At 71.8% G+C, this 19,447-nt stretch carries 16 protein-coding genes; 7 read left to right on the top strand and 9 right to left on the bottom strand.

Going from position 1 to position 19,447, the window contains the following annotated elements:
- Window positions 1-550 precede the first annotated feature (550 nt).
- The 3 genes from GRQ65_RS17990 to GRQ65_RS18000 all read right to left on the bottom strand — a co-directional run bounded on the left by GRQ65_RS17990 (window position 551) and on the right by GRQ65_RS18000 (window position 2,938).
- Window positions 551-1,264, bottom strand: coding sequence for an HNH endonuclease signature motif containing protein (locus GRQ65_RS17990; protein ID WP_160879368.1), 714 nt, complete (start codon window positions 1,262-1,264; stop codon window positions 551-553).
- Window positions 1,240-1,890, bottom strand: coding sequence for a hypothetical protein (locus GRQ65_RS17995; protein WP_160879369.1), 651 nt, complete (start codon window positions 1,888-1,890; stop codon window positions 1,240-1,242). Before GRQ65_RS17995 ends, GRQ65_RS17990 begins: the two co-directional genes overlap by 25 nt.
- A gap of 166 nt (window positions 1,891-2,056) precedes the next feature.
- A complete protein-coding gene (locus tag GRQ65_RS18000) occupies window positions 2,057-2,938 on the bottom strand; it encodes a GTP-binding protein LepA (RefSeq protein ID WP_337191850.1) in 882 nt (293 codons plus the stop codon).
- Window positions 2,939-3,006: 68 nt separating this feature from the next.
- Between GRQ65_RS18000 and GRQ65_RS18005 the strand changes: the two genes are divergently transcribed.
- Together GRQ65_RS18005 and GRQ65_RS18010 are read left to right on the top strand one after the other, a co-directional pair.
- On the top strand, window positions 3,007-4,377 hold the full coding sequence (locus tag GRQ65_RS18005) for an MFS transporter (protein WP_237448460.1): 1,371 nt from the start codon (window positions 3,007-3,009) through the stop codon (window positions 4,375-4,377).
- 40 nt (window positions 4,378-4,417) lie between these two features.
- A complete protein-coding gene (locus GRQ65_RS18010; protein WP_160879371.1) occupies window positions 4,418-5,263 on the top strand; it encodes a methylenetetrahydrofolate reductase in 846 nt (281 codons plus the stop codon).
- Between the two features lie 32 nt (window positions 5,264-5,295).
- Here the strand turns inward: GRQ65_RS18010 and GRQ65_RS18015 are convergent, their stop codons facing one another.
- A complete protein-coding gene (locus GRQ65_RS18015) occupies window positions 5,296-5,904 on the bottom strand; it encodes a hypothetical protein (protein ID WP_160879372.1) in 609 nt (202 codons plus the stop codon).
- Window positions 5,905-6,113: 209 nt separating this feature from the next.
- On the opposite strand from GRQ65_RS18015, the gene GRQ65_RS18020 reads away from it, so the two are divergent.
- A complete protein-coding gene (locus GRQ65_RS18020) occupies window positions 6,114-8,906 on the top strand; it encodes an Ig domain-containing protein (RefSeq protein ID WP_160879373.1) in 2,793 nt (930 codons plus the stop codon).
- A 103-nt stretch (window positions 8,907-9,009) separates the two neighbouring features.
- Here GRQ65_RS18020 and GRQ65_RS18025 read toward each other — a convergent pair whose 3' ends face one another.
- The 5 genes from GRQ65_RS18025 to GRQ65_RS18045 form a co-directional block, all read right to left on the bottom strand.
- Window positions 9,010-9,513, bottom strand: a complete 504-nt coding sequence (locus GRQ65_RS18025) for a DUF1638 domain-containing protein (protein WP_202388303.1) — start codon at window positions 9,511-9,513, stop codon at window positions 9,010-9,012.
- A 103-nt stretch (window positions 9,514-9,616) separates the two neighbouring features.
- Entirely contained in the window at window positions 9,617-11,608 is a 1,992-nt protein-coding gene (locus tag GRQ65_RS18030) for an ASKHA domain-containing protein (RefSeq protein ID WP_160879411.1), read from the bottom strand.
- Complete coding sequence (locus GRQ65_RS18035) at window positions 11,605-12,492, bottom strand: dihydropteroate synthase (protein ID WP_160879375.1); 888 nt, start codon at window positions 12,490-12,492, stop codon at window positions 11,605-11,607. Before GRQ65_RS18035 ends, GRQ65_RS18030 begins: the two co-directional genes overlap by 4 nt.
- Entirely contained in the window at window positions 12,489-13,157 is a 669-nt protein-coding gene (locus GRQ65_RS18040) for a corrinoid protein (RefSeq protein ID WP_160879376.1), read from the bottom strand. Before GRQ65_RS18040 ends, GRQ65_RS18035 begins: the two co-directional genes overlap by 4 nt.
- The gene (locus tag GRQ65_RS18045; protein ID WP_160879377.1) at window positions 13,154-13,954 is read right to left on the bottom strand and encodes an IclR family transcriptional regulator domain-containing protein; all 801 of its coding nucleotides are present in this window, start codon (window positions 13,952-13,954) and stop codon (window positions 13,154-13,156) included. Before GRQ65_RS18045 ends, GRQ65_RS18040 begins: the two co-directional genes overlap by 4 nt.
- A 97-nt stretch (window positions 13,955-14,051) precedes the next feature.
- On the opposite strand from GRQ65_RS18045, the gene GRQ65_RS18050 reads away from it, so the two are divergent.
- From GRQ65_RS18050 to GRQ65_RS18065, 4 genes are all read left to right on the top strand, one after another.
- On the top strand, window positions 14,052-15,491 hold the full coding sequence (locus GRQ65_RS18050; RefSeq protein ID WP_160879378.1) for a trimethylamine methyltransferase family protein: 1,440 nt from the start codon (window positions 14,052-14,054) through the stop codon (window positions 15,489-15,491).
- Entirely contained in the window at window positions 15,491-16,378 is an 888-nt protein-coding gene (gene purU / locus GRQ65_RS18055) for a formyltetrahydrofolate deformylase (protein ID WP_160879379.1), read from the top strand. The genes GRQ65_RS18050 and purU overlap by 1 nt, the downstream gene beginning before the upstream one ends.
- Window positions 16,379-16,410: 32 nt before the next feature.
- Window positions 16,411-17,862 carry an SGNH/GDSL hydrolase family protein gene (locus tag GRQ65_RS18060; RefSeq protein WP_160879380.1) on the top strand — a complete coding sequence of 484 codons (1,452 nt, stop codon included), beginning with the start codon at window positions 16,411-16,413 and terminating at the stop codon, window positions 17,860-17,862.
- A 205-nt stretch (window positions 17,863-18,067) separates the two neighbouring features.
- On the top strand, window positions 18,068-19,447 hold the full coding sequence (locus GRQ65_RS18065; RefSeq protein WP_160879381.1) for a cytochrome P450: 1,380 nt from the start codon (window positions 18,068-18,070) through the stop codon (window positions 19,445-19,447).

Consider the following 19,447-nt stretch of genomic DNA (forward strand, 5'->3'; position numbering starts at 1 on the left):
CCCCCTGAGAAGTCGAACTGGGCTACGACCGGTCGTGGTGTCTGCGACACAGGCCCGGGAGGGCCGGAAGGGCCGGGTACGCCTTGAGGTCCCTGGGGTCCTTGCGCTCCTTGTGGACCGACGCCAGCGACTTGCAATTCGCCAGCTCGAAAGTCCCCGACTAGTAGCGAACCGTCTCTGATGTCCGCTGACGTGATGCTGTTGTTCTTGATGTCTTTCCCCGTAATCAACCGGGCGGCACCGGCGCCGGTTGGCGTGAAGACGCCAACTCCGATGAGGGAGGCGATCGCAATTGCGAACAACTGATTCCGCGACTTCATGAGACGGGCCACGAGACGTGACCTCCCGTCGTGTGGGTTGAGGGGCATCAAGGACCTCCCGCATCCAAGTTTGCGGAAGCGGTTCCGAGCGAGCGTAGTCGACCAGACGTGGAAAAGATGGACCGAAAGCCAACCTAATCGGGCAACCGTAATGGGAACGGTCTCTACAACGCGGCCCCCAACCAGTTCAATCGAACTTCGGTTTCGCACTCGAGTATCTCCGCGCTTCATCACAGGTGATGGGCGGGCTGGGTCCCTTCGCGGGTGCGGGTAAAGCGCTGGCCGTAGCGGTCGGTCCAGTCGTACTCGCCTGCTCCGGCGGGCCCGCGGGGCTGGTAGTGCCAGCCGGCGTGGGTCTTGAGGCGGTGGTGGTGTCGGCACAGCGGGGTCAGGTTGCAGGGGCAGGTCGCGCCTTCTGGGAAGGGCACGCGGTGGTCGAGGTCGCAGGACCGGGTGGGGCGGGTGCAGTAGGGGAACACGCACGTGGGGTCCTGCAGCTCGACCTGCACGCGCTGGTGCGGGCGCGGGTCGTGCTGCGTCGTCGCCCGGGCGTCGTGCGTGTGGGCGCCGCGGGCGCTCTCGCACCGTGCGCAGCCAGTGCAGTGGTGCACCGGCGTTATGGTGAGACGCAGGTCGTCGCGGCCGGCCCAGGTCGCGACCGTCTGGGTCAGGTGCGGTCGACCGGTGTGGTCGAGGGTGACGGGGTCGAGGCCGAGAAGGTTGGCCTCGGTGAGGTGGAGGTAGGCGAACACCTCACGGGCCGCGGGCACCTTCGCGTCGGTGGCCTCGAGGAGCGCCTGGGCGCGGGCTGGGTCGGCGATGATCCCGACGGCCATGGAGCGGCGTACGTCGAGCGACTCAATCGACCCGTCGCGCTTCAGGGCGGCGGCGAGGCGACCGATGGTGGTGTCGAACGCTGTCAGGTCGGCGTGGTCGGCCCGCACGACGTACTCCGACAGCCCATCGCATCGACCGGTGAGGCAGCGCGGGCGTAGCGCTCCTCGGCGGCCTCCATCGCCTCCAGTTCGACCTGTTCGGCGTGCCGTTGCAGCATCACGGTGTCGATGAGGTGGTCAATGCCGGTGACGCCGACCGAGTGCGCCTTGGGTGCGATGTTGTAGTCGACGAGGGCGACGACGTCGTCGGCGAGGCCGAGGACGCGTTGCGCGATCCGGCGTCCTCGCCACACGGCGACCTGCCCGGACCGGATCCGGGCCCAGGTCAGCGGGAGGCGGAGCTCGAGGGTGAGCACGTCGCGCAGCAGGTCCGCCCCGGCTGCGGTGGTGAGGCCTTGGGCGGCGGCGAAGGAGGCGGCGGCGTCCCAGCGCAGCTCGGGCAGGGCGTACCACTCCACCTCCTCCGCGGACGCGGTCACCTCGTCCATCCCGAGCGGCGCGAGCGGGTCGTAGCCCTCCAGCCTGCTCGAGGCCGGGGCGATGGTGTGGGCGTGGGCCCAGGCCGAGGCCAGCTCGACCAGCTCCACCTCGGCCGCTGTCCGCTTCGCGGTCGCGGCCCGCATGCGCTGCAGCAGCACCGCCGTGGGGGCGGGGGCGAGCGGGGCGGTGGTCATGACCCAAGTGTATTCGAACACATGTTCGAACAACAGTGCGGATCCACAGATGGCGAGTGGTTTCGAGACGGGACTTCGTCCCTCCTCAACCACCGACACGCGAGTGGTTTCGAGACGGTTGCTGCGCAACCTCCTCAACCAGCGTGAGCCCGGTCAGCGGGGAGGTTCAGCGGTGGAGGTGCGGGAGGTGGGCGCGGGCCTTGGCGAGGTCGACGGCCTCGCGGAGGGCGGTGGTGACGTAGTCGGGGACGCGGAGGCCGCGGCGGCGGGCCCAGAGGAGCTCGCGCTCGACGCGGGAGATCTGCTCGGCGAAGTCGGAGGCGGCGTCGGCGATGCCGAGGGTGGCCATGACGTCGCCGAAGTCGGCCTTCTGAGCAGCGTCGTTGGCGCCGACGGGCGAGAAGCTGATGCGGCGCATCAGCCGCACCATCCACCGCTGCCACCCGGTGAGCTCGTCCCACAGGGCGCGCGCGGAGAGCTGGTAGAAGGCGTAGTGGCCGGGCTCCTGGCGCTTGATCTGGCCGATGATGGTGGTGGCGACGGCGTCCTCGCCCATCTCGGTCGTGCCCTGGTGCAGCAGGTTGTAGGCGACGACCGCGGAGCGCTCGGTGGCCATGCCGGTGAGGTAGTAGAGCATCCGGCAGACGTCCTGGAACGACGGCAGGTGGGCCATGGTGCCCAGGATGCGGAGCTTGGCGCCGATCGAGTCGGTGTCGGGTGCGGCGGGGGAGCGGCCGAGCTCGACCTGGAGCTTGTCGAGGATCAAGCCGTGCTGGATCTCCTGCGGCTGCCAGACGTCGGCGTAGAAGTGCCGGTCGACCTCGGGCGGGTCCGGCAGCATCGTGGTGATCTCGAGGACGTTGCGGTCGACCTCGAGCTCGACACGCGCCATGTAGTCGAGGACGTGGCCGAAGCGGCGCTCGAACTCCCGGGGCCGGTGCACCGTGAAGTCGACGGAGTCGAGGGGGATCGGCGGGTGGTCGTGACCCATCTGGTCGACGTACTCGACGAGACGGCGCGTGCGCGATGACAAGGCTGAGTCAGGCACCCGATGACCGTACCGTTCTGTGCGTGGACTGTGAGGACACCTCTCATTCGGCGCCGCCGGGTGTGCGGATGGGCACACCGACAGGTCGCGCGGTCGTCGCCGCGGCGACGCTGGGCTCAGGGATGGCGCTGCTCGACGGCACCGTCGTCAACGTCGCGCTGCGCACGATCGGCGAGGAGCTCGACGCGAGCCTGGCCCAGCTGCAGTGGATCACCAACGGCTACCTGCTCTCGCTCGCCAGCCTGATCCTGCTCGGGGGGTCGCTGGGCGACCGGTTCGGGCGCCGCCGCGTCTTCGTCGTCGGCACGGTGTGGTTCGCGGCGGCGAGCGTGCTCTGCGGCCTCGCGCCCGACCCGGAGGTGCTGATCCTCGCCCGGGTGCTCCAGGGCATCGGGGGCGCGCTGCTCACCCCGGGCAGCCTGGCGATGATCCAGGGCGCATTCGTGCAGGAGGACCGCGCGCCGGCGATCGGCGCCTGGTCGGGGCTCGGCAGCATCGCCGCGGCGATCGGGCCGTTCGTCGGCGGGGCGCTGATCGACTACGCGAGCTGGCGCTGGATCTTCCTCATCAACGCGCCCCTCGCCGTCGTCACGGTGCTGATCGCCGTCCGCGCCGTCCCCGAGACCCGCGACCCGCGCGCGTCGAGCCACTTCGACGTGCCGGGGGCCGCGCTCGCGGCGCTGGCGCTCGGCGCGACGACGTACGCCCTCATCGAGGCGAGCTGGCTCGCCGCCGGGCTCGGTGTGGTCGCGGGGTTCGGGTTCGTCGTCGTGGAGTCGCGCACGCGCGAGCCGATGCTGGCGCTCGGCGTCTTCCGCGACCGCACCTTCAGCGCCTCCAACGTCATGACGCTGCTGGTCTACGGCGCCCTCGGCGCAATCAGCTTCTTCGTCACCCTCCAGCTCCAGACGGTGACGGGGTACGGCGCGCTCGCGGCGGGGGCGGCCTTCGTGCCGATGACGGTGCTGATGCTGTGCTTCGCCGCGGCCGGCGGTCGGCTCGGCCAGCGCATCGGCCCGCGCATCCCGATGACGGTCGGCCCCTTGATCATGGCCGGCGGGGTCCTGCTCCTGCTGCGCATCGACGACCAGCGCGACTACCTGCTCGACGTGCTGCCCGGGGTGACGGTCTTCGGCGTCGGCCTGGTGCTCATGGTCGCGCCGCTCACGGCGACGGTGCTCGCCGCGGCCCCCGACGAGCACGCGGGCATCGCGAGCGGCGTCAACAACGCCGTCGCCCGCGCGGGGTCGCTGCTCGCGGTCGCCGCGCTGCCCGTGGCGGTGGGCCTCTCAGGCGAGGAGTACGCCGACCCGCGGTCCTTCGACGCGGCGTTCGGCACCGCGATGGTGGCGTGCGCGGTGCTGCTCGCGGTGGGCGGTGCGGTGTCGTGGCTGAGCATCCGCAACTCGGTCCTCGACGGGGGCCCCGAGCCTCACTAGGCTGACGCCGTCCGGTGCGCATCACGAAACGAGATGCACCATGCGCTACAAGACCTCATCCGTCGCCACGGTCGTCCGGCTGCTCGAGCACGCGCGCTACGAGGTGCTGCCGACCCCCTCGATCGAGGAGAAGGTGCTCGCGCACGTCGGCAAGGACGTGCCGCTCACCGTCACCGCCTCACCCGGCAAGGGGCTCGAGGCGACGCTCGAGCTCACCGAGCGGCTGACCGTGCACGGCTACACCGCCGTGCCCCACCTCGCGGCCAGGATGGTGCGCGACCGCGCCGAGCTGAGCGACATCGCGCAGCGGCTGACCGCCCAGGGCATCGAGGCGGTCTTCGTGCCCGGTGGCGACGCCGACCCGCCCGGCGACTACCCCGACGCGCTCTCGCTGCTCGAGGAGATCGCCGCCCTCGGCTCGCCGTTCAGCCACGTCGGCATCGCGGGTTACCCCGAGTCGCACCCCACCATCAGCGACGATCTCACGGTGCAGTCGATGTGGGACAAGCGCCGCTACGCCACCCACGTCGTCAGCAACCTCACCTTCGACCCCGACGTCCTCGTCGCGTGGGTCGCCCGGATGCGCGGGCGCGGCGTGCGGCTGCCGCTGCTGCTCGGCATCCCCGGCCCCGTCGAGCGCACCAAGCTGCTCTCGATGGCCACCAAGATCGGCGTCGGGGAGTCGACGAAGTTCCTGGCCAAGAACAAGGGCCTCTTCGCCCGCCTCGCCGCACCCGGCGGGTTCACCGGCGAGCGGTTCCTCGAGAAGGTCGCGCCCCGCCTCGCGGCCCCCGAGATGCAGGTCGAGGGCCTCCACGTCTTCACGTTCAACCAGGTCGAGGCCACCACCGCCTGGCGCCGGGACCTGCTGGACCAGCTGAACTGACGACGCCGGCCTCATCGCCCCCAGGTCGTGGTCTACGGGCACACGAAGGCGTCCTGAGATCCGACGGTGCCGCTGAATGCGTCCAGAGGCGTTCCGAAGCTAGGGAGGGTGCGGGTGAAGTACGGCCTAATGGTCATGCCAGATTCGCCGCTGAACTCATCCGTGTAAGGGAATCGGTCTACCTGCATGCGGAGGGTGACCTTCTTCTTCGACGTGCCGCCCCAGCACGGGTAGCCCGCTTCGGCTCCGGCCGCATCACCCGCGGAGACCTTCGAACCCGGTCTCTTCCCGGCGTACCGGATCACTGCGTAGATCTCGGCGTTCTGCTGCACCTCGTCGAGGTCGTTGACGACGATGGACAGCCCACGGGCGTACTTCCGGGGGACCTGGAACGTGACCTTGCCGCCGACCACCGTCAGGTCTGGGCCCGCCCAGTAGCCCGACTCGCGGACGTATCGCGGGCCCAGCAGGCATCCCTCGCAGTCGGCGACTTTGATGGTGACGTTGATCTTGGACGACCTCGATGCGGGCACGGCGTCCGCGACCGGCGAGGTGGCAGCGCTGATGCCTGCGAGAGCGACGGACACTGCGGCGATGGCTCGGAGACGCAACATGCGAGGAGTGAAGCTGGTGAGGGACACCTGGTCAACGTCCGATCTCAGCTGATCGATCGATCAGCACGCGTGGCGGTACGCCGCGCCTTGCGGCACGCCCCTCCCCGGAGTCGCTCCAGCACCCGCGAAATCACCGCCGCGGGACGGTCACGGCACGCTGCCCGCGGCGTACGTTTCCGCGGCCGGTGCCGCTCTGGCCCGCGCGTCACCACGCTCCACGGGGGATCGAACTCGCCATGCCATCACGTCGTCCTCGGGCCCTCGCGGGCCTGCTCTCGGCCGCGCTCGCCGCGGCCTCCATCGCGTTCGTGGGTGGTGCGGCGCCGGCCGCTGCCGCGGACGCGCCCTGCACCAAGAACGCCGCCGGTGACTGCGTCGTCGTCCTCAGGCCGAGCGGCGACTCCACCCGGACCTTCGTGGTGCCGACAGGCGTCACGTCCCTGACCGCGGACGTCTGGGGTGCTGGGGGGTCCTGGATCAAGGACGGCGCCTTCAACGTGCGGGGCGGGTACGGCGGCCGGGTCAAGGCGTCGTTCGGCGTCGTCCCCGGCGAGACGGTCTACGTCCTGCCCGGCCTGCGAGGCCCTGACCGCACCTCCGGGCGGAGCACGACGGGCGGCGGGGGGTCCTTCGTGTTCTACGGCGAGGGCACCGAGATCGCGGCCGGCGGGGGTGGCGGCGCCTACCGCAGGACCGAGTCCGACACGGGCTACACCGGCGGGGCCGGGGGCGGCGTCGGTGCCGGGAAGGGCGCTACCGACGGTGGCGGCGTCGACGGCCCCGGCGGAGCCGCAGCTTCCGCGGACGCTCCCGGTGGCCGCGGCTCCGGCCCGGCTCGCCGGACCGCCGGCGGCATCGTCCCGGGTGCGGGGGAGTGGAGTGACTACGGCTCCGGCGGTGACGGCTGGTTCGGCGGCGGGGCAACGACCGAGTCCGGAGCCGGCGGTGGCGGCTCGGGTCACCTGGCGGGTGCGACGCTGATCGAGTCGACGGCCGGGTTCAACTCCAGCGACGGCTCCGTGACGCTCACCTGGACGGCCGGTCCGGCCGTGACGACGTCGACGCTCCCGAACGCGACCTACGGCTCGACGTACTCCGCCCAGCTGGCCGCGAGCGGCGGTACGGCGCCGAACACCTGGTCGCTGGTGAGCGGACCCTCGTGGCTCTCGCTGTCGAGCGACGGCGAGCTCAGCGGAGTGCCGACCTCGGCGACGACTGGTCAGACCGTCTCGGTGAAGGCCGTCGACGCCCAAGGCGTGTCCACCGCCACCTCCTACCTTCAGCTCGTCGTCGACAAGGCGAAGCCGGCGCTCAGCTTCACCTCGACGCCGCCCGACCCGGCGAAGGTCGGGGGTTCCTACACCCCGGCCGTGACTTCCTCGATGGCGTCGACGAGCCGGATCATCCTCTCGACCACCGGCTCGGGCTGCTCGTGGAACGACGCGCAGCAGGCCGTCGTGCTCGCAAAGGTCGGCGTCTGCACGGTGAGGGCGTTCCAGCCCGAGGGGCCGGACACGACCAGTGCAGCGGCCGAGCAAATCTTCTCGGTCGCCAAGGGCGCGCAGACGATCACCTTCACCTCGACGCCGCCGTCCGCGGCCCGGATCGGCGGCTCCTACACGCCGACGGCGACCAGCCCCGCCGGCACGGTGTCGTTCACGGCCTCGGGGGCCTGTGCGAAGCAGCTGGGTGACGTCGAGATGACGTCGACCGGCACCTGCACGGTGAGTGCCGACCAGGCGGGCAGCGACGACTACGACGCGGCCCCGACCGCCACCCAGACCTTCACGGTCGGCAAGGCGCTGCAGACGGTGAGCATCGACTCTGCAGCACCGACCACTGCTCAGGTCGCCGGTGCGTCGTACACCGTGTCGATCAAGACGTCGACCGAGAACCCCGTGAGCGTCGTGGTGGACCCCTCGACGACCAACGCCGCGTGCTCGGTGAGCAGTCGCACGGTGACCTTCCAGCACGCCGGCACCTGTGCGCTGCAGGCCGTGGCGGCGGGCTCGGCCCGCTACGAGCAGGCGACGAGCCCGGTGCAGAGCTTCACGGTTGCCAAGGGCTCCTTCAGCCCCGACTGGACGGTCCCGAACGGCCTCGTCGTCGGTGACAGCTGGGTGCCGCAGGTCATCGGCGTGCCCGCCGGTGCGGGCGCGCCGACCGTCGTCGTCGACTCCAAGGCGTCCGACGGCGCCTGCGTCGTCTCGCCGACCGCCGCTGGCACGGTGGTGATGCGCCACGCGGGCCGGTGCGTGGTCCGGGTCGACTACGCCCCGTCGGCTGACTGGAACGCCAGCACCGCCGGGCCCATCTCCTTCACCGTCGGCAAGGCCGCGCAGACGATCACCTGGGCCGGGGCTCCCACGAGCGGTGGGGTGGGTGACGTCGTCGCCCTCAGCGCGAGCAGCAGCTCGGGGCTGCCCGTGGCGTATGCCGCCGAGGGTGGGTGCTCGGTCTCCGGGACGTCGCTCTCGCTGACCCGCGCGGGCGACTGCGTGGTGACCGCGACCCAGGCCGGCGACGGCGACTTCACCGCGGCGCCCTCGGTCCGGCGTACGGTCGCGGTCTCGGCGGCCCCGGTCGCTGCGGCACCGGCGGTGCGGGACCCGACGATCACCGCGACGGTGACGAGCCGGACGCCGGTGAGCGCCTCGGGGTGGTACCGCAGCGCGGTCACGGTGACCTTCGCCTGCACCACGGGGTCGGCTGCCCTGGAGGCAGCCTGCCCGGAGCCGGTCCGAATCGGTCGGGCCAGCACGGCTCGGGTGCTCACCCGGACCGTCACCGCCCTCGACGGCGGCAAGGCCACGGTCACGGTCGGTCCGCTCAACGTCGACCGGGTCGCGCCGAAGGTCAGCATCGTCCAGCGTGGCGGGCGTGCGCCGGTCTGCCGGGCCACCGACCGGCGCTCGGGCGTGGCGTCGTGCACGCTGCGCACGATCACCACGGCTCGGGGCGTGGTGCTGGTCGCGAAGGCGGTCGACCGCGCCGGCAACCGCGCCGTACGGCGGGTGCGGGTGGGCTGACGACGGAGTGGTTTCGAGACGGCCGTAGCCGGCCTCCTCAACCAGCGGGAACGGTGGTTGAGGAAGGACGACGTCCTGTCTCGAAACCACGGCCGGCCGACCCTCAGGCCAGCAGGGCCTCCAGCGCCCGCTCGAGGCGACCGTCGCCGGTCTCGACGACGGTGAGCGGCAGCGCCATCCGGGCGGCCGCGGCCTCGGCGCGGGCGCGGAGGTCGTCGGTCGGCTCCTGGGCGAGCCACACCACGCGGGTGTAGTGGCGGAAGTAGTCCTCCGCGAGCTCGGGCCAGCGGTCGAGCCCGAGCTCGCGGACGACGGTCCGCTCGAAGGAGCGGACCAGGAAGTCGGTGAACAGGTAGGTCCCCGGCTCGTCGTCGAGGTACGCCGCGAGCCGGGACTCGCCCGCGAACAGGTCGTAGCAGTGCAACCCGGGCAGCATCCGGATCCCCAGCTCGGCGCAGACCGCGTCGAGCGCGCCGTAGGTGCCGCAGTCGGCGTAGGCCACGGCGACGCGCTCGTGGGTCAGCAGCAGGGCGGTGGCCAGCCCGCGGACCTCGTCGGCGATCAGGTGGGGCTGGTTGTGCAGCAGCGGCGGGAGCGGGTGGACCACGACGGGCCAGCCGCGGCGCGCCACCACGTCGGCCGCGGGCTGGGCGAGGGCGCCGCAGGCGACGAGGGCGAGCGGGTTTCGAGACGGTTGCTGCGCAACCTCCTCAACCGCCGTTGAACGACAGCTGCTCGACGAAGCGGTCGTTGAACTCGGGGCGGTCGGAGAGCTCGACATAGGTCACCTCCTCGAGGAGCGCCTGGGCGCCGGCGCGCTCGCGGACCGACAGCAGCGCCATCTTGGCGCCCTCGCCGGCGACGTTGCCGGCGGCGACGATGCGCAGCACGGGCAGCTTCGGCACCAGACCGATGCGGACGGCGGAGGCGGCCGAGAGGTAGCTGCCGAACGAGCCCGCCAGCAGCACCTGGGCGATGTCACCGTGCTCGAGCCCGAGCTCCTCGAGCAGCAGGGTCCAGCCGGTGGAGATGGCGGCCTTGGCGAACTGCAGCTCGCGCACGTCGCGCTGCGAGAGCACCACGCACTCGGCGGGGTCGGCGCCGGGCGTCGGGCGATGGAGCACGAAGACGCGCTCCTGGCCGATCATCGTGAGCCGGTCGTGCAGCGCCGGTGCGATCTCCTTCGCGTCGGCCTCGGGCACGAACCGGCCGCTCGCGTCGAGCAGCCCCACCTTGACCAGCTCGGCAACCGCGTCGACGAGGCCGGAGCCGCACAGGCCGCGGGGCTCGACGTCGCCGATGACGCCGAGCTCGACGGTGTCCCCGAGCCTGATCGTCTCGATGGCGCCGTCGGCGGCGCGCATGCCGCAGCGGATGGCACCGCCCTCGAACGCCGGCCCGGCGGGTGCGGCGGTGGAGACGATGCGGTCGCCGTCGCTGAGCACGATCTCGCAGTTGGTGCCGACGTCGATGAACAGCCGCGTCCGCTTGTCGCGGTCCATGCCGGAGGCGAGCATCCCCGCGACGATGTCGCCGCCGACATAGGCGCCGAGCGCGGGGAAGAAGACGGCACGAGCTCGCGGGTGCACGCCGAGGTGCAGGTCCTCGGCCAGCACGGACGGCGGCAGCGCGGTCGTCATGACGAACGGCGCGACGCCGAGCGGCTCGGGGTCGATGCCGAGCACGAGCGCGGTCATCGTGGCGTTGCCGGCGATCGCCACCTCGTAGACCGCGTGCGGGTCGACGCCGGCCTCGGCGCACACCTGGGCGGCGAGCTCGGCGAGGGTCTCGCAGGCCGCGGTCTGCAGGCGTCCGAGGGCGTCGGGGTCCATCATCGTGGCGCTGATCCGGCTGATGACGTCGCCACCGAACGGCTGCTGGCGGTTGAGCATCGAGGCCACCGCGACCGGGGTGCCGGTCACGAGGTCCAGCAGCGTGGCGACGACGGTGGTGGTGCCGAGGTCGAAGGCGATCGCGCAGCGGGTGGCCGTGGTGTCGCCGGGCTCGACGTCGACGAGCTCCTCGTCGACGATCACCGCGGTCACCTTGAAGTCGCCCTCGCGGAGCACCTTGGGCAGCCGGCGCAGCGCGTGCAGGTCGGGGCGCGGCTCGAGGTCGGTGATCGCGGCGAGGAGCCGGTCGAGGTCGGTCGCCTGGTCCTCGAGCGTCGGCTCCTCGAGCTCGACGTAGCGCTTCTGCACCGCCGGGCGCAGGATCACCTGACGCCCGACGCCGACCGTCGCGGCCTTCGGGCGGGTCGTCAGCGGCGGGACGAGCACCTCGAGGTCGCGGGTCGCCTGCACCAGGCAGGCCAGGCGCCACCCCGACTCGAGCTCGCTCGCGCTGAAGGTGCGCGCGTCGTGCCGGGTGATCGGGCTCGACCCGCTCACCTGCACCTTGCACTTGTGGCAGGTGCCGTGGCCGCCGCAGGTCGAGTCGATGGCGATGCCGTTCCACGACGCCGAGTCGAAGACGGTGACGCCCGGAGGCACCCGCACCCGCCGCTCGGTGCTCGACTCCTGTCCCGGCGCCGCTCCGGGGCTCCGGTCCAGCACCGTGAAGGCGAGCTCCACCCGCCCGGTGCCGTCGTGGGGCACCGGGTCGGCGGTCGGGCTGGCCGGGGGTACGACGAGCCCCTCGCGACGCAGGTCGTCGGGGTCCACGTCGGGCAGCGCGTCCGGCAGCTCCTCGGGCGGGGTCATGCCGTGGCGGCCGCCTTCGCCCGGTGCGCCGAGATCCACGCCATGCCCCACTCGTCGTGGTTCATGAACACGTCGGCGGCCTTGACCGCCTCGACGATCTGCGGGCTGCGGGCGTCCATGATCGCGCAGGTCAGCCCCTGGGTCATCGCCATCGGCAGCCACGCCGCACCGAGGGTGTGGCGGTCGGGCATGCCGAAGGAGGTGTTGGAGGCGCCGCAGGTCATGTTGAGGCCGTGCTCGTCGCGGATGCGGCGCATCGTCTCCATCGTCACCAGCGCGGTGGAGGTGTCGGCGCCGATCGGCATGGCCAGCGGGTCGATGACGATGTCGGCCTTGGCGATGCCGTACTCCTCGGTCGCCACCCGCACGATCTTCTCGGTGAGCGCGAGGCGCTTGTCGGCCTCCATCGGGATCTCGTCGGCGTCGTTGGGCAGCGCGATCACCGCGGCGTCGTACTTCTTGACGAGGGGGAGGATCGCCTCCATCCGGTCGTCCTCGGCGGTGATCGAGTTGACCAGGGCGCGGCCCTGGTAGACCGACAGCCCGGCCTCGAGCGCCTCGACCACGGAGGAGTCGATGCAGATCGGCAGGTCGGTCAGCGACTGCACGAGCTGGATCGCCTTGGCGAGCAGGTCGGGCTCGTCGGTCAGCGGGACGCCCATGTTGACGTCGAGGACGTCGGCGCCGCCCTCGACCTGGGCCTTCACGTCGCGCTCGATCGCCGACATGTCGCCCGCGCGCAGCTGCTCCTGGAAGATGCGGCGCCCGGTCGGGTTGATCCGCTCGCCGATGAGGCAGAAGCGCTGGTCGTGGCCGATCGTCACCTCCTTGGAGGGCGAGCGCAGGACGGTGTGGAGCGGCTCGCCGTCGTACGCCGCGCTCACGCGGGCACCTTGGCGCGCTTCTGCTCGATGAGGTCCTTGGCGCGCTTGACGCAGGCCGAGGCGTCGGCGGCGTAGCCGTCGGCACCGACCGCGTCGGCGTACTCCTGGGTCACCGGCGCGCCGCCGACCATGACGATCACCTGGTCGCGCAGGCCGGCCTTCTCGAGGGCGTTCATGTTGGCCTTGAACATCGGCATCGTGGTGGTGAGGAACGCCGAGAAGCCGACGATGTCGGGCTTGTGCTCCTCGATGGCGGCGATGAACTTCTCCGGCGCGACCTGCACACCGAGGTCGATCACCTCGAAGCCCGCGCCCTCGAGCATGATGTTGACGAGGTTCTTGCCGATGTCGTGCACGTCGCCCTTGACCGTGCCCATGAGGAACGTGCCGACGGTCTCGACGCCGGTCTCGGCCAGCAGCGGGCGCAGCCGCTCCATCGCGCCGGCCATCGCGCGCCCGGCGATCAGCATCTCGGGCACGAAGAAGTCACCGCGCTCGAAGCGCGCGCCGACCTCCTCGAGCGAGGGGATGAGCGCCTCGAAGAGCAGCGACTGCGGCTCCATGCCCGCCGCCAGCCCCTCCTCGGTGAGCTCGAGGACGCGGGGGGCGTTGCCGACCAGCGTCTCGTCGTACAGGCCCTTCAGGATCTCGTTCGGATCGCTCATGCCACGCCCTCCTCGGCGCTGTGGGTGCTGTGCTCGTGGGCAGGTGCTGCGTGGCCGCGCAGCAGCCCGGAGAGCTGCGCCGCCTGGCCGGCGAGGTGCCGGCCGAGCTGGGTGAGCCGGCCCTCGAGCCGGCTGGTGGGGCCCGAGATGCCGAGGGCGGCGACCACGTCTCCCCGGGCGTCGCGGACGGGTACGGCGAGACCGGTCAGGCCGTCCTCGAGCTCGTCGACGGTGCGGGCGTAGCCCCGGCGGCGGGCTCGCGCGCCGTCGCGGCGCAGCTCGGCGGGGTCGGTGATCGTGGCGTCGGTGAGCCGCTCCAGGGTGTCCGGCACCGGCAGCGCGCCCCAGGCGTGGAACACCTTGCCGAGCGCGGAGGAGTGGTCGGGCACGACCACCTCGCTCCAGTCGCGGCTGCCGAGCAGGTAGCGGGAGTCGACCTGGGCGACCTGCACGGTCGTGCCGTTGCGGACCACGGCGAGGTGGACGGTCTCGCCGGTCTCCTCGCCGACCGCGGCCATGACCGGCCCGGCCAGGCGCACGAGCTCCTCCCACGGGTCGTGCCGCGCGGCGTACAGCCAGAAGAGCGAGCCGGCGACGTAGGACCCGTCGGCGTCGCGCTCGAGCAGGCCGCCGCGCTCGAGGGCCGCGAGCATCCGGCTGGTCGTCGACTTCGCGAGCCCGGAGGCCTCCTGCAGGTCGCCGAAGGTGAGCGGCGCGTCGGCGGCCACCACGGCGCCCACCAGCGCGGCGGCGCGGTCCAGCGCCTGGGTGCCGCTGCCGCTGCTCGCCTGGGGCACAGCCACTCCTCGGCCCGGGAAGACCGGGAGGTCTTCCGTCGGAGTTCCATGATGTGGAACTGTGGTTCCACCGTCGTGAGGTTAGGCAGGAGAGCCGATGTTCCGCAACCAGATGCCACGCTACGAAGTCCTCTCCGAGGACGCGATGGCCACGCTCGACACCGGCTGGCGCCGGCTGATGACGGAGATCGGCGTCGAGTTCATGGACGACCGGGCCCTCGCGCTGTTCCGCGAGGCGGGGCAGAAGGTCGAGGACAACAAGGTCTTCCTCGATCCCGACTTCGTCCTCGAGCAGGTCGCCAAGGCACCCTCGGAGTTCGACATCCAAGCGCGCAACCCTGCCAACTCCGTGCACATCGGCGGCGACTCGATGGCCTTCGGCGCCGTCTACGGCCCGCCGTTCGTGCGCGAGGGCGACGTGCGTCGCGACGGCACGATGGAGGACTTCAAGAACTTCGCGCGCCTCGCGCAGAGCTTCGGCGCCCTCGACTCCGCCGGCGGCGTGGTCAACGAGCCCAACGACACCCCGCTCGACAGTCGCCACCTCGACATGACGCTGGCGCTGCAGACGCTGACCGACAAGATCTACATGGGCAACGTCGTCTCCGGGGTCAACGCCGCCGACACCATCGCGATGACCGAGATCCTCTTCGGCTCCCTTGAGGCGATCGAGCAGACCCCGGCGACCATCTCGCTCATCAACTGCAACAGCCCGCTGCGCTGGGACGACCGGATGCTCGAGGCGCAGTTCGAGTACACCTCCGCCAACCAGCCCGTCGTGCTGACGCCGTTCATCCTCATGGGCGCGATGTCGCCGGTGACGATCCCCGCGGCGCTCGTGCAGCAGATCACCGAGGCGCTCTCGGGCATCGCGCTCTCGCAGCTGATCCGCCCGGGTGCGCCCGTCGTCTTCGGCTCGTTCCTGTCCAACATCGACATGCAGTCCGGCTCGCCGACGTTCGGCACCCCGGAGAGCGGGCTCGGCCTGCTGTGCACCGGCCAGATCGCCCGCCACTTCGACCTGCCGTTCCGCACCGGTGGCGGCCTCACCTCCTCGCAGGTGCCCGACGCGCAGGCGGGCTACGAGGCGCTGATGACCCTCATGCCGACGTTCCTCGCCGGCGCCAACTGGGTGATGCACGCCGCGGGCTGGCTCGAGGGCGGCCTCGTGGCGGGCTTCGAGAAGTTCATCATCGACATCGAGCTCGTCCAGATGCTGCAGCACGAGTTCACCCCGCTGGAGATCGACGAGGACTCGATGGCCTTCGGTGCGCACGAGGAGGTGGGTCACGGGGGACACTTCCTCGGTGCGATGCACACGATGGAACGTTTCCGGACCTGCTTCTACCGACCGCTGCTCTCCTCCTCGGAGAACTACGAGCGCTGGATGCGCAACGGAGCCAAGGACACGGCGGCTCGCGCGTCGGAGATCTGGAAGAAGAGGCTCGAGGAGTACGTCGAGCCCGAGCTCGACCCCGCTGTGCGCGAGGAGCTGGAGGCCTACGTGAACCGCCGCCGCACGGAGCTGGGCGACTGATGCCCACCACCACCGTGGCCGCCGCCTCCGAGGTGCGCGGTGACTTCGTCCTGACGATCGTCTGCCCGGACCGTCCCGGCATCGTCCACGCCGTCACCGGCTGGCTGCTCCAGCACCACGGCAACATCCTGGAGAGCCAGCAGTTCGACGACGCCCGAGCCGGCAAGTTCTTCATGCGCATCGACTTCGAGGTCCACGAGCCGGTCGACGCCGAGGACCTGCGCGCCGACTTCGCCGGTGCCGTGGCCCGCGACTTCGACATGCAGTTCGAGCTGTGGGACGCCGCGGCGCCGTACCGCACGCTGATCATGGTCAGCAAGCAGCTGCACTGCCTCAACGACCTGCTGTTCCGCAAGTCCACCGGCGAGCTCCAGATCGACGTGCCGGTCGTGGTCTCCAACCACCGCGACGCCGAGCCGCTGGTGCGCTCCTACGGCATCGACTTCCAGCACGTGCCGGTCACGCCCGACACCAAGGAGGACGCCGAGCGCACCCTGATGGGGCTGGTCGACGACCTCGGCATCCACCTCGTCGTGCTGGCGCGCTACATGCAGATCCTCTCCGACCCGCTGTGCCGCCAGCTGTCCGGTCGCGCCATCAACATCCACCACTCGTTCCTGCCGTCGTTCAAGGGCGCCAAGCCCTACCACGCGGCGTTCGACCGGGGGGTCAAGCTGGTCGGCGCCACGGCACACTACGTCACCGCCGACCTCGACGAGGGCCCGATCATCGAGCAGGACGTCACCCGCGCCGACCACACCTACACCGCCGAGCAGCTCGTCGTGGCCGGTCGCGACGTCGAGGCGGCCGTGCTGTCGCGAGCCGTGCGCTGGCACTCCCAGACCCGGGTGCTCGAGCACGACGGACGGACGGTGGTCTTCCGCTAGCGCGTCCCCAGCACCGGGCGTACGGTCACGGAGTGACCGCCCTCACACGTCGTCCTGTCGCGGTCGTCGCGGCGCTGGCCCTGCTCGGCGTCGGACTGCTGGTGCCGCCCGCGGGCGCCGCTCCGGCCCCGGCCCGCGTGGGCGGAGCGCTCGACGTACTGGTCCTCGGCGACTCCTACTCGGCGGGCAACGGCGCCACCGACGAGCAGGGCGACCCGCAGACGTTCGGGCCGACCGACTGCTTCCGCAGCCGGGTCGCGTGGGGCGAGAAGTACGCCGCGTCGCTGCGCGCCGCCGGTCAGCCCGTCGACCTCGCCAACCACGCCTGCAGCGGAGGCGTCACCGCCGACGTGACCACGCCGCGGGCCATGGACACCAGCACCCGGGTGGTCGCCACGCCCGCCGGCGTGACCACCAACGCCCAGGCCGACGCCGCGCTGGCCCGCACCGACCCCTGCAACACCCGGCAGTTCCCGACCGAGGAGTTCTGGACCTACCGCGCCACGCTCGTGGTGCCCGGCGCGCTCACGACGTACGACTGCACGCGCACGCTGCTGCCCCAGGCCGACTTCGTCTCGCCCGAGACCGACCTGGTGCTCTTCACGCTCGGCGGCAACGACGCCGGCTTCACCACCATCGTCACCAGCTGCTTCGTGCCGGTGGTGCGCACCGCCGCGTCGTGCCGCACCGCCGTCGAGTCGGCCCGGGCGCTGCTCCCCACGCTGCAGCAGCGGCTGCTCGCCGACATTGCGGCCATCCGGGCCCGCGGCCTGCGCGAGGACGCGAAGATCGTGCAGCTCGGCTACCCCTGGCTGCAGCTCGACAACGGCTTCGAGCTGAACGACCCCACCGGCACCTACGCCGCCGGCGACGAGGTGCGCAGCCTCGTCACCCAGGGCAACGCCGCCATCGCGGCGGTCGTGCCGACGGCCAACGCCGGCCACCCCGGCCAGATGAGCTTCCTCGACGGGGTGCCGCAGGCCTTCAGCGGTCACGAGCCCGACGCCACCACTCCCGTGGGGAACCCCGACCGGTGGGTCCTGCAGGTGGGCGACGGCACCAACACGTCGTTCTGGTACCACCCCAACCGCTTCGGTCAGACGGCGTACGCCGGTCTGCTCGCCGCGCGCGGTGCCTTCGGGGCGACCCCCGGCTCGGCCGCGGGGACGACCGCGGTCACGGCGAAGCTCAAGGTCCGGCTCACCCCCCGGCGGCTCGCCGGTCGCCCGGAGCGCGGCGACCGCGTCCGGCTGCGCGTCAAGGTGCGGCTCAGCGACGGCACCCGCCCGCGCGGGAAGGTCGTCGTCCGCGGGCTGCCTGGGCGCGCCCGGCTGGCGAAGGTGAAGGTGCGCGGCAAGGACCGCGGTGTCGTCCGCGCCGTCCTGCGGCTGCGCGACCCGAAGGTCCGCAAGGTCCGCATCTCCTACGTCGACCGCACCGGCGTCCGCGTCACCGTCATCCGGGTCGTCCGCGCCCGCCGCTGACGCCTCCCGGTGGTCGAGGAGGCGCGCTGGCGCCGTCGTCTCGGTGGTTGAGGAGGTCGCGCTGGCGACCGTCTCGAAACCACGTCACCGCGACAGGTGGTTTCGAGACAGGACTTCGTCCTTCCTCAACCACCGAGGTCGGACAGGACTTCGTCCTTCCTCAACCACCGGCATGGCCAGCCCGCGTCGCCGATAGCGTGCCCGCATGGCTTCTGCGACGGCGCCCGGGCGCCCGGTACCCCGGCTGCGCGGGCACTGGCTGCTGGGGTCGATGGCGGCGGTGCAGGCGGACTTCCTCGGGGCGATGCTGCAGGCGCACCGCGACCTGGGTCCCGTCGTACGCGTCGACGTCGGGCCGCCCGGGTGGCGCGAGACGATCTACAGCGTGTCCTCGCCGGAGCTCGCGAGCGAGCTGCTCGCGGCGCCGGAGCGGTGGACCAAGGACGAGCCGGGCTACCGCGAGCTGAAGCGGATGGGCGACGGCCTGCTCACCAGCGAGGGCCTCCGGTGGCGGCGGCAGCGGCGGATGCTCGCGCCGCTGCTGACGCCGAGGCGGATCGGGGCGAGCTACGTGCCGGTGATCGTCGAGGAGGCCGAGCGGGTCGGGGCCCGGTGGCGTCAGGCCGCGGAGGCCGGGGAGCGGGTCGACGCGAGCGCGGAGATGCTCGAGCTGACCTCGCGCACGATCGGGCGCATCCTCTTCGGCGCGCAGATGGACCCGGCGGTGCCGCAGATCATGCGCTGGACCGACGTCAACGACGAGATGATGCGCCGCACCGTCTCGCCGCACCCGCTGCCGCTGTGGATCCCGACCCCGGCCAACCGCCGCTTCCGCCGCGGGCTGCGCGAGATGCGTGCGGTGGTCGACGGCGTGGTCGCGCAGCGCCGTGCCCAGGGCTCGGCCGCCACCGACGACATGCTCGACCTGATCCTCGGCGCGCGCGACAAAGACGGCACCCGGCTCAGCGACGAGGAGGTCACCGACCAGGCGCTGGTCTTCCTCACCGCCGGTCACGACACCACGGCCACCACGCTCGCCTGCGCGCTGGCCGAGCTGGCCCGCCACCCCGAGCTGCAGCAGGACGTGCGCGACGAGCTCGACCGCGAGCTCGGCGGCCGGCGCGCCACGGCCGAGGACCTGCCGCGGCTCGCCGTCACGGGCCGGTTCGTGCGCGAGGCGATGCGGCTCTGGCCGGCCTCGCACAGCCTGGGTCGCGCGCCGGTCGAGGACGAGGTGCTGGGCGGCTACCGCATCCCGGCCGGCAGCAGCGTCATCGTCTTCTCCTACGCCCTGCACCGCGAGGCCGACGTGTGGGAGGACCCCGACACCTTCGACCCGTCGCGCTTCGACGTCACCGACCCCGACGTCGTACGCCGCCAGCGAGCGGCCTGGATGGTCCTCGGCTCGGGACCCCACTCGTGCGTGGGCGCCAACCTGACCACCATCGAGACGGTGCTGGTGCTCGCGACGATCCTCCAGCACGTCGAGCTCACCACCGACACGACCGCCGAGGCCGGGCCCCTGCCCGTCCACGCGGCCATCACGCTCAAGCCGACGGGGGAGTACCTCCTGTCCCCACGGTGA

Origin of the sequence: Nocardioides flavescens, assembly GCF_009823805.1 — a bacterium.
Classification (GTDB): Bacteria; Actinomycetota; Actinomycetes; order Propionibacteriales; family Nocardioidaceae; genus Nocardioides; species Nocardioides flavescens.

Coding starts and splice junctions, on each gene's coding strand:
- GRQ65_RS18065 (WP_160879381.1), top strand. CDS start 18,068: ATGGCTTCTGCGACGGCGCCCGGGCGCCCGGTACCCCGGCTGCGCGGG.
- purU (WP_160879379.1), top strand. CDS start 15,491: ATGCCCACCACCACCGTGGCCGCCGCCTCCGAGGTGCGCGGTGACTTC.
- GRQ65_RS18030 (WP_160879411.1), bottom strand. CDS start 11,608: ATGACCCCGCCCGAGGAGCTGCCGGACGCGCTGCCCGACGTGGACCCC.
- GRQ65_RS18050 (WP_160879378.1), top strand. CDS start 14,052: ATGTTCCGCAACCAGATGCCACGCTACGAAGTCCTCTCCGAGGACGCG.
- GRQ65_RS18040 (WP_160879376.1), bottom strand. CDS start 13,157: ATGAGCGATCCGAACGAGATCCTGAAGGGCCTGTACGACGAGACGCTG.
- GRQ65_RS18010 (WP_160879371.1), top strand. CDS start 4,418: ATGCGCTACAAGACCTCATCCGTCGCCACGGTCGTCCGGCTGCTCGAG.
- GRQ65_RS17995 (WP_160879369.1), bottom strand. CDS start 1,890: ATGACCACCGCCCCGCTCGCCCCCGCCCCCACGGCGGTGCTGCTGCAG.
- GRQ65_RS18005 (WP_237448460.1), top strand. CDS start 3,007: ATGGGCACACCGACAGGTCGCGCGGTCGTCGCCGCGGCGACGCTGGGC.
- GRQ65_RS18020 (WP_160879373.1), top strand. CDS start 6,114: ATGCCATCACGTCGTCCTCGGGCCCTCGCGGGCCTGCTCTCGGCCGCG.